Source organism: Janthinobacterium sp. GW823-FHT06H09 (genome assembly GCF_058794735.1).
Genome location: NZ_JBXAHC010000021.1, coordinates 1 through 11,825, shown reverse-complemented (window position 1 = coordinate 11,825; position 11,825 = coordinate 1). Strand labels below are relative to the sequence as shown.

General features: G+C 63.5%; 11 protein-coding genes. 9 read left to right on the top strand and 2 right to left on the bottom strand.

What is annotated here, in order from left to right:
• The first annotated feature begins 3 nt into the window (after window positions 1-3).
• Genes AC1Q6X_RS25500 through ppnP form a run of 7 tightly spaced genes read left to right on the top strand, consistent with a single transcriptional unit; the run spans window position 4 to window position 7,144 of the window.
• Window positions 4-459, top strand: coding sequence for a chemotaxis protein CheW (locus AC1Q6X_RS25500; protein WP_492498783.1), 456 nt, complete (start codon window positions 4-6; stop codon window positions 457-459).
• Window positions 456-1,703, top strand: a complete 1,248-nt coding sequence (locus AC1Q6X_RS25495) for a CheR family methyltransferase (protein WP_070220075.1) — start codon at window positions 456-458, stop codon at window positions 1,701-1,703. Before AC1Q6X_RS25500 ends, AC1Q6X_RS25495 begins: the two co-directional genes overlap by 4 nt.
• A 9-nt stretch (window positions 1,704-1,712) precedes the next feature.
• The gene (locus tag AC1Q6X_RS25490) at window positions 1,713-2,399 is read left to right on the top strand and encodes a chemotaxis protein CheW (RefSeq protein WP_492498782.1); all 687 of its coding nucleotides are present in this window, start codon (window positions 1,713-1,715) and stop codon (window positions 2,397-2,399) included.
• Window positions 2,396-4,705 carry a hybrid sensor histidine kinase/response regulator gene (locus AC1Q6X_RS25485; RefSeq protein ID WP_492498781.1) on the top strand — a complete coding sequence of 770 codons (2,310 nt, stop codon included), beginning with the start codon at window positions 2,396-2,398 and terminating at the stop codon, window positions 4,703-4,705. The genes AC1Q6X_RS25490 and AC1Q6X_RS25485 overlap by 4 nt, the downstream gene beginning before the upstream one ends.
• A 10-nt stretch (window positions 4,706-4,715) precedes the next feature.
• A complete protein-coding gene (cheB, locus tag AC1Q6X_RS25480) occupies window positions 4,716-5,768 on the top strand; it encodes a chemotaxis-specific protein-glutamate methyltransferase CheB (protein WP_121668795.1) in 1,053 nt (350 codons plus the stop codon).
• Window positions 5,769-5,778: 10 nt separating this feature from the next.
• Entirely contained in the window at window positions 5,779-6,804 is a 1,026-nt protein-coding gene (locus tag AC1Q6X_RS25475) for a diguanylate cyclase (protein WP_070290630.1), read from the top strand.
• 25 nt (window positions 6,805-6,829) lie between these two features.
• Window positions 6,830-7,144 (top strand): pyrimidine/purine nucleoside phosphorylase, encoded by a 315-nt coding sequence (gene ppnP, locus AC1Q6X_RS25470; RefSeq protein ID WP_492419311.1) that lies wholly within the window; start codon window positions 6,830-6,832, stop codon window positions 7,142-7,144.
• On the opposite strand, the gene murB is transcribed toward ppnP, so the two are convergent.
• Window positions 7,145-8,173 (bottom strand): UDP-N-acetylmuramate dehydrogenase, encoded by a 1,029-nt coding sequence (gene murB, locus AC1Q6X_RS25465; RefSeq protein ID WP_492498780.1) that lies wholly within the window; start codon window positions 8,171-8,173, stop codon window positions 7,145-7,147. It abuts the gene before it with no gap.
• 185 nt (window positions 8,174-8,358) lie between these two features.
• Here murB and AC1Q6X_RS25460 point away from each other — a divergent pair, with 185 nt between their 5' ends.
• Together AC1Q6X_RS25460 and AC1Q6X_RS25455 are read left to right on the top strand one after the other, a co-directional pair.
• Window positions 8,359-8,844 (top strand): YajQ family cyclic di-GMP-binding protein, encoded by a 486-nt coding sequence (locus AC1Q6X_RS25460; protein WP_034759416.1) that lies wholly within the window; start codon window positions 8,359-8,361, stop codon window positions 8,842-8,844.
• Between the two features lie 183 nt (window positions 8,845-9,027).
• Window positions 9,028-10,293 (top strand): nitronate monooxygenase, encoded by a 1,266-nt coding sequence (locus AC1Q6X_RS25455; protein WP_070290627.1) that lies wholly within the window; start codon window positions 9,028-9,030, stop codon window positions 10,291-10,293.
• 54 nt (window positions 10,294-10,347) lie between these two features.
• Here the strand turns inward: AC1Q6X_RS25455 and AC1Q6X_RS25450 are convergent, their stop codons facing one another.
• Window positions 10,348-11,646: a leucine-rich repeat-containing protein kinase family protein gene (locus AC1Q6X_RS25450; RefSeq protein WP_492405377.1), complete on the bottom strand. Its 1,299-nt coding sequence runs from the start codon at window positions 11,644-11,646 to the stop codon at window positions 10,348-10,350.
• Window positions 11,647-11,825 lie beyond the last annotated feature (179 nt).

Below are 11,825 nucleotides of genomic sequence, written 5' to 3'. Positions count from 1 at the left end.
CCCATGAAAGTGCTGCTCTTTCACATCGGACGCGACCGCTACGGCCTGCCCCTGGCCGGCATCGTGCGCGTGCTGCCGCTGCTGGAGCTGAAGCAGTTGCCGCTTACGCCAGACTACGTGGCCGGCCTGATGGACTTGCACGGCACGCCCGTGCCCGTGATCGACCTGTCGCGCCTGGCCGGGCTGCCGCCCGCCGCCGCGCAGTTCGACACGCGCATCGTCATCGTCGACTACCGCGCGCCGGACGGCGCCATGCATGCGCTGGGCCTGCTGGCCTCGCAGGTGCGCGGCATCGCCGATATCGACCCGCAAGGGCTTGAGGACAGCGGCGTGGCGACGGTGCCCTTCCTGGGCCAGGTGGCCAGCGACGCCGACGGCATCGTGCAGCTGGTCGAGCTGGAACACCTGCTGCCGCCGGACGTGCGCGCGCTGCTGTTTCAGGAAGCGAGCGCGGCATGACGGCGCAAGCCCTGCTGCGCCGCGCGACCGGCCTGTCGGTGTCCAAATCCGTGGCCGAGCGGGCCGTCAATCAGCGCATGGAGCGGACGGGCTTTGCCGATAGCCAGGCTTACCTGCAGGCGCTCACGCCGGCCGAAATGACGCAATTGATCGAACTGGTGGTGGTGCCCGAATCGTGGCTGTTCCGCGATCCGCAAGCGTTCTACGCCACCGTCGAACTGGTGCAGGAGCGCTGGGCGCGCGGACGCGCCACGCGCATCCTGTCGATCCCGTGCGCGGGCGGCGAGGAACCGTATTCGATGGCCATGGCGCTGCGCGACGGCGGTGTGCCGAAACAGGCGTTCAGCATCGACGCGTATGACCTGAGCCCCGGCTGCATCGAGCGGGCGCAGGCCGGCGTGTATGGCCGCAACGCCTTCCGCGCGCAGGACGTGGCCTTCCGCGAACGCTATTTCACGCACGTGGCCGACGACGCCTACCGCATCATCGACTCCCTGCGCGACCAGGTGACCTTCAGGCAGGGCAATCTGCTGCAGTTCGATACCGCCAGCTGCAGCAAACATTACGACGTCATCTTCTGCCGCAACCTGCTGATTTACTTCGACAAACCGACCACGCGCGCCGCCATCGCCAACCTGTCCGCCCTGCTGGCCGACGACGGCATGCTGCTGGCCGGTTATGCGGAAGTGCCCTCGTTCTGCCAGAACGGCTTTGCGCCGCTGCAGTTCCGCCAGGCTTTCGCCCTGAAGAAGGAAACAGCGGCGCCGGCCAGCCCCGTGCTAGTGGCGCCGCTGCCTGTCGCGCGTCCCCTGCGCAGCGTGCCGCCCGCGCCAGGGCGCGCTGCAGTAGCAGCCCCCTCTTCCGCCGCGTCGGCGGTGCCGCGCACGCGCCCCGTGTCCGTGCCATCGCCCGCGCCGGCAGCGCAAGCCGATTTGCTGGCAGAGGCGCGCCTGCTGGCCGACCGCGGCCAGTTGCGCGAGGCCGGCGACAAATGCCACGCGCACCTGGCGAAAGTGCCCGAGGCGGCGGAAGCGTATTTCATGCTGGGCATCATCAACGAACTGGCCGGCAAGATGGACCTGGCCGACGACTACTGGCGCCGCTGCATCTACCTGCAGCCCGACCATTACGAGGCGCTGTGCCATCTGGCCCTGCTGGCCGAACGCAATGGCAACCAAACGGCCGCCGCCACCCTGAAGGCGCGCGCGGCACGCATTTACGAGCGCCGCCAGGCGTCCAACTAAGGGGCAAGCATGACAAATCTCATCGCCACCGAGTCCCCCGCCACCATCGACGACTGCTGGAACCATATCGGCGTGGTCGGCGACCAGAGCTGCCCCAAGCTGCCAGCCAACGTGCATTGCCGCAACTGCGACGTGTACGCGGGCGCCGCCCGGCGCAACCTGCAGCGGCCCGTGGACGAACACTACCGGCGCGACTGGGCCAGCCACTTCCGCCAGATCGATACGGGCGGCGAAGTGCGCGACAGTTCCGCGCTGGTGTTTCGCATCGGCCGCGAATGGCTGGCGCTGCCCACGCACGTGTTCGACGCCGTGGCGCCGCAGGCCAAGCCGCATGTGCTGCCGCACCGCAGCGGGCGCGGTCTGGCGGGCATCGTCAATATCGGCGGCAAGCTGTATCCGTGCATGTCGCTGGCCAGTTTGCTGGGCATCGACGAACAGGGTGCGCCAGCGGCCCGCGGCCGCCACACGTTTGCACGCCTGCTGCTGCTGCGCTGGGAAGAGCAGGCTTACGCCCTGCCCGTGGCCGACCTGCACGGCATCGTGCGCTATGCGTCGGGCGCCGTGCAGGCGCCGGCGGCGACCATCAACAAGGGCCTGTCGCGCTTTTTGTCCGGCGTCATCACCGAGGGCGATATGCGCATCGGCTGCCTCGACACGGCGCTGATCGGCTTTCAACTTGCGAGACTATTACGATGAGCCAGGACCAGCACGGCGACCTGAGTGCCTTTTCCATGCTGGACCTGTTCCGCATGGAGGCGGACAGCCAGACCCAGATTCTCACCGACGGCTTGCTGGCCATGGAGCGCCATGCGGGCGACGCGGCGGCCGTCGAGGCGATGATGCGCGCGGCGCACTCGATCAAGGGTGCCGCCGCCATCGTCGGCCTGCAGGTGGTGGTGCAGCTGGCGCACGGCATGGAAGACAGCTTTGTCGCCGCCCAGCACGGCCGCTTGAAGCTGACGCCGGAACGGGTCGACGTGCTGCTGTCGGGCGTCGACCTGATCGTGCAGCTGTCGCGCCTGGACGACGCGGGCGCCGAAGCGTGGCTGGCCGCGAATGCGGCGCAAATCGACCAGACCCTGAACGCCATCGCCGGCATCGCCGACCTGCCCGAATTGCCGGCCCTGCCCTCGTTGCCTGCCTCCGCTCCCGCCCCCTTGCCGCAGGAAACGCCCAACCCGACCGAACTGCAGGCTCCCGTGGCCAGCGGCCTGGCAGGCGAAGAGCCTGAGTCGGCGGCCGCGCCTGCCCCGCGTACGGGTGCCGCACCGGCCAAGGCTGTGGCGCAAAACTTCGACAAGCTGCTGTCGCTGGCCAGCGAATCGCGCATCAATGCGCACCAGATGCACCCGTTCGTCGGTGCCCTGCAGCGTTTCAAGCGCAACCAGAGCAGCCTGTTTTCCGCCATCGAGCACCTGCACGAAGCCATTGCCCGCTTGGCCGACCCGGGCCTGATGGAAAAGTCCCTGCTGGCGCTGCAAAAGACGCAACCGCTGAAGCAGTTCATGCTCGAGCACATCGCCGACATCGAAACCTATGAGCGGCGCCTGCTGGCCGTCTCGCAAGGCATGGTCGACGAAGTGCTGGCCCTGCGCATGCGCCCTTTCCGCGACGGCATCCATGCGTTTCCGCGCATGGTGCGCGACCTGGCGCGCAGCCTGGGCAAGGAAGTGCAGCTGGAGATCGAAGGGGAAGACACCCTGGTCGACCGCGACATCCTGGCGAAGATCGAAAGCCCGCTGAACCACATGCTCAGGAATGCCATCGACCATGGCATGGAAGGCCCGTACGAACGCATCGACGCGGGCAAGGAAGCGATGGGCACGATACGCATGGAAGCGCGCCACCGCGCCGGCATGCTGAGCATCGAGATCAGCGACGACGGGCGCGGCGTCGACCTGGAAAAAATCCGCCAGTCCGTCATCGAACGCAAGATGGCCAGTCCCGCCATGGCCGCCGCGCTGTCGCCGGGCGAGCTGCTGGAGTTTTTGTTCCTGCCCGCCTTCAGCCTGAAGGCGACGGCCAATCAATTGTCTGGACGCGGCGTGGGCCTCGACATCGTGCATGAGACGATACGCCAGCAAAACGGCACGGTGCGCCTGGAATCGGAGCCGGGCCGGGGCTTCCGCGCCCTGATCACCCTGCCGCTGACGCAGTCGATCGTGCGCGCGCTGGTGGTCGACGTGCACGGCGAAGCCTATGCCATCCCCATCGTCAAGGTGGAAAGCGTGGTGCGCGTGCCGCAAGCAGCCATCCATACCCTGGAAAACAAGCAGTTCTTCGAACTCAAGGGCGAACATCTGGGCCTGGTGTCGGCGGCGCAGGTGCTGGAACTGGGCGAAGCGGCCAGCCAGACCGACGATTTGCCGGTGGTGGTGATCGGGCGCGGCAAGCAAAGCTATGCGCTGGTGGTCGACGCCATCCGCGGCGAGCAAAGCCTGGCGGTGCAGGCCATCGACCCGATCTTCGGCAAGATGCGCGACATTTCCGCCGCCGCCCTGCTCGACGACGGCGAGCCGGTGCTGATCCTCGACGTGCCCGATTTGCTGCTGTCGATCGACAAGCTGCTGCACGAAGGCGGCCTGCACCAGCTGGCGCAGGCCGGCCACGCGCAGCAGCGCCGCGCCAAGCGCATCCTCGTCGTCGACGATTCGCTGACGGTGCGCGAGATGGAGCGCAAGCTGTTGCTGGCGCGCGGTTTCGAGGTCGACGTGGCCATCGACGGCATCGACGGCTGGAACGTGGTGCGCAGCGGCGAGTACGACCTGGTGATCACCGACGTCGACATGCCGCGCATGGATGGCATCGAACTCGTTTCGCTGATCAAGAAGGACCTGCACCTGCACAAGCTGCCGGTGATGATCGTCTCGTACAAGGACCGCCCGGAAGACCGCGCGCGCGGCCTGTCCGCCGGCGCCGATTATTATCTGACCAAAGGCAGCTTCCACGACGAGACCTTGCTCGACGCGGTGGCCGACCTGATAGGAGATGCCCGCTTATGAGCCGTCATTCATGAAAATTGCCATTGCCAACGATGTCGCCATGGCCGCCGAGGCCCTGCGCCGGGTGGTCGCCAGTACGCAGGAACACCAGGTGCTGTGGATCGCCCGCACGGGGCTGGAGGCCGTGCGCATGTGCGAAGGCAACCGACCCGACCTGATCCTGATGGACCTGAACATGCCGGAGATGGATGGCGTGGAAGCGACGCGCCTGATCATGGAGCAAAGCCCGTGCGCCATCCTCGTCGTCACGGGCCGGCCGCAAGACAATGTCAACCAGGTCTTCCGCGCGCTGGGCGCGGGGGCGCTCGACGTCACGGCCACGCCGGTGCTGCAGGGGGAAGTGGGCGGCGACAGCGAACTGCTGGCCAAGATCAAGACCATCGGCAAGCTGATACGCCACAGCGCCGAAGCGCCGCCGCCGCGCCCGGCGAACGGCAATGGCGGCGAACGGGGCGACGGCCAGGTATCGACGCTGGTGGCCATCGGCGCCTCGACGGGTGGCCCCTCGGCCGTGGCCAAGGTGCTGGCCGGCTGGACGGCGCCGCCCGGCTGCGCCATCGTGGTGGTGCAGCACATCGATGAAACCTTCGCCTCGCACTTCGCCAAATGGCTCGATGACCAGCTCAGCATGCCCGTGCGCGTGATCGCCGAAGGCGATGAACTGGTGTCCGGCACGGTACTGATCGCCAAGACCAATGACCACTTGCTGCTAGATCAAAATTATCGTTTGGGTTACGATGCAGCACCGCGCGACTATGTTTACCGCCCGTCCGTCGATGTCTTCTTCAACTGCGTGGCGCAGCACTGGCGCGGCGACGCCATCGGCGTATTGCTCACAGGCATGGGGCGCGACGGCGGCGACGGCTTGCTGGCCATGCGCCGCGCAGGCAAGACGACGATCGCGCAAGACCAGGCCAGCAGCGCCGTGTATGGCATGCCGCGCGCGGCGGCTGAACTCGATGCGGCGCAGCAAATCCTGCCATTGGATAGAATAGGCGCCAGCCTGCGCGGCCGTCTGGGCGCCAAACTCAACAATGGGTGGGAGCCCTCCCCTAACATCTGAAAAGAATGCAATGCCAGAATTCTCCTCCAGCTTCACCCAGCATGAACCCGCATTGACCGAATTCAAGGTCAGCGTGCTGCTGGTGGACGACCAGTTGATCATTGCCGAGGCAGTCCGCCGCATGCTCAGCGACCAGCAGGATATCGAATTTCATTATGTGACCGACGCCACGCAGGCGCTGGACACGGCGCAGCGTTTGCAACCGACCGTCATCCTGCAAGACCTGGTGATGCCGGGCATCGACGGCTTCGCCTTGATCCAGCAGTACCGCGAAAACGAGGCGCTCGCGCACGTGCCGGTGATCGTGATGTCGGCCAAGGACGACCCGAAACTGAAGGCCCACAGCTTTGCCGTCGGCGCCAACGATTATGTGGTGAAACTGCCGGACCGCCTGGAACTGCTGGCGCGCATACGCTACCATTCCAACGCGCACATCAGCCGCCTGCAGCGCGACCAGGCTTTTCGTTTCCTGCGCGAAAGCCAAAAGAACCTGGCGGACGCGAACATTGAATTGCAGAAACTGGCCGCCCTCGATGGCTTGACGGGCATCGCCAACCGCCGCCGTTTCGATGAAACCCTGCATTTCGAATGGCAGCGGGGCCAGCGCGACAAGGCGCCGCTGAGCCTGCTGTTCTGCGATATCGACCATTTCAAGAGCTATAACGACCATTTCGGCCACCTGGCGGGCGACCTGTGCCTGAAAAAAGTTGCCGCCGTGCTCACGGAACATTTGAAACGCCCGGCCGACCTGGCCGCCCGCTACGGGGGCGAAGAGTTCGCCCTGATCCTGCCGGAAACGGAAGCGGCCGGCGCGCTGCTGATCGCCCAAGCATGCCGGCGCCATCTGGAAGGCTTGCAGATCGAGAACCCGGCGGCAGGCACGGGCATCGTTACCATCTCGATCGGCGTGGCCACCGTCGTGCCTTCGCCCGACTCGACGGTCGAGCAACTGATCAACCGCGCCGACCAGGCCCTGTACGCGGCCAAGCGCGGCGGACGCAACAGCGTGCTGAGCGCCGATGACGTCCAGGACTGATTTTTAACAGCAAGGAAAGTGAAGCATGAGCACACAACTGGACAATGTCAGCGTCGTCAAGAAGTCGAATATCTACTTTGACGGCAAATGCGTCTCGCACAACGTCATCCTGGCCGATGGCACGAAGAAAAGCGTGGGCGTGATTTTCCCGTCATCGTTGCGCTTCAACACGGGCGCCCCGGAAACGATGGAAATCATCGGCGGCCTGTGCAAGGTGCGCCTGGCCGACGCGACGGAGTGGCACAGCTATGGCGCGGGCACGGAATTCAAAATCCCGGGCAATAGCTATTTTGACATCGAAACAACGGAAACCGTGGATTACGTCTGCCACTTCGCTTGATTAAACAAACACAGGCTCGGGCGACAGGCGCACGCCGTATTTCGCCTCTACATCATCCTGTATCGCTTCCGCCAGCCGGGTAATGTCCGCGCCACGAGCGCCGCCATTATTCACCAGAACCAGCGCCTGCTTGGGATACACTCCCGCGGGCCCCAGGTTTTTCCCCTTCCAGCCACACTGATCGATCAGCCAGCCGGCCGCCAGCTTTTCCGTGCCATCGGGCTGCGCATGGTGCACCAAGGCGGGGAAACGTTCCAGCAAGGCAAGACATTGCTCGCGTGACACCACCGGATTCTTGAAGAAGCTGCCCGCATTGCCGATCACGGCCGGGTCCGGCAATTTTTGCCGGCGAATCGCCATCACCGTGTCGGCCACCTGTTGCGGCGTCGGCTCGGCAAGATGGCGCTCGGCCACGGCCTGCGCCAGTTCCGCATAGCGCAAGTTCGGCTGCCACTCGGCGGGCAAGGCAAACGTCACTTCCAGCACGATCAGCTCGCGCCCGTCGGCCTGCTTGAAGATGCTGTCGCGATAGGCGAAACGGCAGGCGTCGCGGTCCATGTCGAAGACGATGCCGCTGGCGCTGTGCATGACGCTCACCTTATGCAGATAATCCTTGATTTCCACGCCATACGCGCCGATATTCTGGATAGGCGCCGCACCCACCGTGCCGGGGATCAAGGACAGGTTCTCCAGTCCGCCCACGCCTTGTGCCAGGGTCCACTGCACGAAGTCGTGCCAGTTTTCGCCGGCCGCGGCCGTGACGAGTATCGTCTCGAAATCCGCCTGCGCCAGGCGCATGCCGCGCGTGGCCATGTGCAGCACGGCGCCGGGAAAATCGCCCGTCAGCACGATGTTGCTGCCGCCGCCCAATATCAGGCGCGGCATGGCGGACAGGGCGGGATCTTGCAGCCCGGCCTGCAGCTGGGCCTGCGAAGTAATGCGTACGTAGGCGGCCGCATGGGCCGCGATGCCGAAGGTATTCAGGCGCTGGAGGTTGTAATTGTGTTCGATGGTGAGCTCTGGATGCATGGGATAGGGAAATTTTGCTCGATTATAGAGCGAAAGCGACAAAAAACCACCTCAGGACAAGGGCGACTTGCCCGTTGTCCGTTAAAATGTCGCATCTTTAACAGGGCCGTCCCATGGCGCAGAATCAGCCGCCAAGGCCCAGCGCGCCGAGCGCGCGCTCGCTTTAACAAGAAAAGGAACAGACCATGCCGTCATTTGATGTAGTCTCCGAAGCCGATATGATCGAAGTCAAGAATGCCGTCGAGCAATCCAACAAGGAAATCACGACCCGCTTCGACTTCAAGGGCAGTGATGCCCGCGTCGAACACAAGGAAAACGAATTGACCGCATTCGCGGATTCGGAATTTCAGCTCAGCCAGGTGCGCGACGTGCTGACCAATAAATTGACCAAACGCAAGGTCGATGTGCGCTTCCTCGACGAAGGCGACATCAAGAAGATCGGCGGCGACAAGGTCAAGCAGATCATCAAGATCAAGAATGGCATCGAATCGGATGATGCCAAGAAAATCGTGCGCGTCATCAAGGACAGCAAGATGAAAGTGCAAGCGAGCATCCAGGGTGAAGCCGTGCGCGTCACGGGCGCCAAGCGCGACGACCTGCAAGCGGCCATGGCCATGCTGCGCAAGGACGTGCCCGACATGCCGCTGGAATTTAACAATTTCCGCGATTAATTTCGATGACGCGCACGCTCCGGCCTGCGCTTGCACCGGCATGGCGGCAAGCTGCCTCGGAGCACCTGCCCGCTTGGGGTAGAATTGAAGCTGCGCACAGCTACATGCGCCCGCGCGCCTGACCGGCAGCGGGCTTGACCGTACATCTGGCTCAGTGATAACCACGGTAGTCTAAGGATAGCAATGAAACGTGTTGATGATTTCCGCCTGCGATTTGGCAAAAAAGAATATGTGCCCATCATGATAGGCGGAATGGGTGTGGATATTTCCACGTCGGAGCTGGCCCTGGAAGCGGCACGGCTGAACGGTATCGGGCATATCTCCGATGCCATGGTGGAAGACGTGTCGGATCGCCGTTTCGACACCACCTTCGTCAAAGACAAGACGAAACTGTACAAATTCAACATCAATAACAGCGACAAGGCCGTGGTGCAGTTCGACCTGGGCCGCCTGGCGGAAGCGCAGCGTCTGCACATCGGCCGTACCATGGAAGCGAAAAAGGGCGATGGCTTGATCTTCGTCAATTGCATGGAAAAGCTGACCATGAATGGCCCCCGTGAAACCTTGCGCGTGCGCCTGAACGCGGCACTGGACGCCGGCATCGACGGCATCACCCTGTCCGCCGGTCTGCACTTCGGTTCGTTCGCCCTGATGGCCGACCATCCACGTTTCCGTGACGCCAAGCTGGGCATCATCGTCTCGTCCGTGCGCGCCTTGCAGATTTTCCTGCGCAAGAACGCCAAGCTGGACCGTTTGCCCGACTTCATCATCGTCGAAGGACCCTTGGCCGGCGGCCACCTGGGTTTCGGCATGGACTGGGCCAATTACGACCTGCACACGATCACGGCTGAACTGCTGGCCTACCTGAAAGCCGAACAGCTGGACATCCCGCTGATCGCCGCCGGCGGCATCTTCACGGGCAGCGACGCAGTTTCCTTCCTGGAAGCGGGCGCAGCCGGCGTGCAAGTGGCGACGCGCTTTACCGTCACCAAGGAATGCGGCTTGCCGAACAAGGTCAAGCAGGAATACTACAAGGCCTCGGAAGAAGACATCATCGTCAACGGCGTCTCGCCGACCGGTTACCCGATGCGCATGCTGAAGAACACGCCCGCCATCGGCGCCGGCATCCGTCCAGGCTGCGAATCGTATGGCTACCTGCTCGACGCGACGGGCAACTGCGCATACATCAACTCGTACAACCGCGAAGTGGCGGCCCATCCGGAACAAAAAACCGTCGTCGTGATGGACAAGACTTGCCTGTGCACGCACATGCGCAACTTCAACTGCTGGACCTGCGGCCATTACACATATCGCCTGAAGGACACCACGCACAAGCTCGACAACGGCGAATACCAGATCCTGACGGCCGAACACGTCTTCAAGGATTACCAGTTCAGCGTCGACAACCAGATCGCCCTGCCGGAAAAAGAAATCCTGGTAGCGGGCTGAATATTGTCAGCATGACATGAAAATGGCGCAGCCTGCGAAGGCTGCGCCATTTTTTTATGCGGGGAGCATCTGCCGCAATGCCCGTTCGATCACGTCGAACTTGGGCCGTCGCAATACTTCTTCCTGCAGGCAAGCATCCATCATGGCCTGCAGACTGGGCATGGACGCCGCGCAATGCGCGATCAACTCGCCCAGCAGCACGCCAAAGGCACGCGCCTCTATGCCTTGCAGTACCTCCCCATGCGGTGAACCGGACGCAAACATCGACGCCGCGCCGAAGTCGCCCAGCAGGCAGGCGCCACCGTCCGCATACAGGATATTGTGTGCATACAAGTCGCCATGCACGATGCCGCGCGCATGCAGCTGGCATACGGCCGAGGCGATGCCCTGGGCAATGGTCAAGGCTTGCGGTGCCTCAAAGCGCACGCCTTCGGCATACACATCACGCGTGCATGATGACAGGCTGGGCGGCCCTGCCAGGTTGCGATAGGCCACGTCGATCAGCGGCATGACCAGTCCCAGCGCCCCTTGCGGATGCGCATCGAGCGTCCCGAGGATGGGGATCAGCCCCGGATGGGCGCCGGCGCCGACACAGGCAGCCATTTCGCTGCGCGGCAAGCCGTCGCTGGTCATCGCCCCCTTGAATACTTTGACGGCGACATCCTCAACACCATCGAGGCGGGCACGGAAAATCACGCCCGATGCCCCCTCGCCCAGCTGCTGCGCCAGTTGCAAACGCGGCCAAGCCACGCCCGCCGTCCCGGCGCCGCTCAGGGCCGCCAGTTCACGCGCTTCCGTAAAGGGATTGCCCGCATACGCGAGCCAGCTCAGGCGTGGTAAGGCCAGCAGGCAATCGGGGAGCGCCGTGAAACGGTTGGCGGCGATGCGCACCAGTTCCAGCTTGCGGCAGTTCACCAGCGATGCCGGCAAACTGCTCAGGCAATTTCCCGCCAGCATGAGTTTCTGCAATTGCCCGCACTTGCCGAGTTCATCAGGCAAGACTTCGATGGCATTGTCGGTCAGCGTCAGCCAGCGTAGTGCCGATGGCAAGGCTGCGGCCGGCACGTGGCCGATCCGGTTCGCCTTAAAACCGATCATTTCCAGCCCAGGACAGGAACCGAGCACGGCCGGCAAGGTGGTGAACAGATTATCCGAGCAAAATATGATGCGCAGCTTGTGCAGGCGCGGCAGATCGTCGGGCAGCGAAGATAGCGCATTGCCGGACAGGTCGAGGATTTCCAGGCTGTCGGCCAGGTCGAATATCTCGCGTGGGAAGTCCGTCAAGCCGCACGACAGCTTCAGGCGGCGCAGGCCGGCCAGTTGGCCAGTGCGTAATTGTTCCAGCGTATGCATAGCAGACAAGATATCCCTTTCAAAAATCCGGCAATCGCTGGCGTACACAAAACCAGCGGACGTAAAAAAACCCCCACCGGGTCACCGATGGGGGTTTTTTCGAATAACAAGCCTGACGATAACCTACTTTCACACTGGTTGCAGCACTATCATCGGCGCAAAGTTGTTTCACGGTCCTG

What these genes read in the sequence shown, in the direction of transcription:
- AC1Q6X_RS25500 (WP_492498783.1), top strand. Translation starts at nt 4, where the DNA reads ATGAAAGTGCTGCTCTTTCACATCGGACGCGACCGCTACGGCCTGCCC.
- AC1Q6X_RS25495 (WP_070220075.1), top strand. Translation starts at nt 456, where the DNA reads ATGACGGCGCAAGCCCTGCTGCGCCGCGCGACCGGCCTGTCGGTGTCC.
- AC1Q6X_RS25490 (WP_492498782.1), top strand. Translation starts at nt 1,713, where the DNA reads ATGACAAATCTCATCGCCACCGAGTCCCCCGCCACCATCGACGACTGC.
- AC1Q6X_RS25485 (WP_492498781.1), top strand. Translation starts at nt 2,396, where the DNA reads ATGAGCCAGGACCAGCACGGCGACCTGAGTGCCTTTTCCATGCTGGAC.
- cheB (WP_121668795.1), top strand. Translation starts at nt 4,716, where the DNA reads ATGAAAATTGCCATTGCCAACGATGTCGCCATGGCCGCCGAGGCCCTG.
- AC1Q6X_RS25475 (WP_070290630.1), top strand. Translation starts at nt 5,779, where the DNA reads ATGCCAGAATTCTCCTCCAGCTTCACCCAGCATGAACCCGCATTGACC.
- ppnP (WP_492419311.1), top strand. Translation starts at nt 6,830, where the DNA reads ATGAGCACACAACTGGACAATGTCAGCGTCGTCAAGAAGTCGAATATC.
- murB (WP_492498780.1), bottom strand. Translation starts at nt 8,173, where the DNA reads ATGCATCCAGAGCTCACCATCGAACACAATTACAACCTCCAGCGCCTG.
- AC1Q6X_RS25460 (WP_034759416.1), top strand. Translation starts at nt 8,359, where the DNA reads ATGCCGTCATTTGATGTAGTCTCCGAAGCCGATATGATCGAAGTCAAG.
- AC1Q6X_RS25455 (WP_070290627.1), top strand. Translation starts at nt 9,028, where the DNA reads ATGAAACGTGTTGATGATTTCCGCCTGCGATTTGGCAAAAAAGAATAT.
- AC1Q6X_RS25450 (WP_492405377.1), bottom strand. Translation starts at nt 11,646, where the DNA reads ATGCATACGCTGGAACAATTACGCACTGGCCAACTGGCCGGCCTGCGC.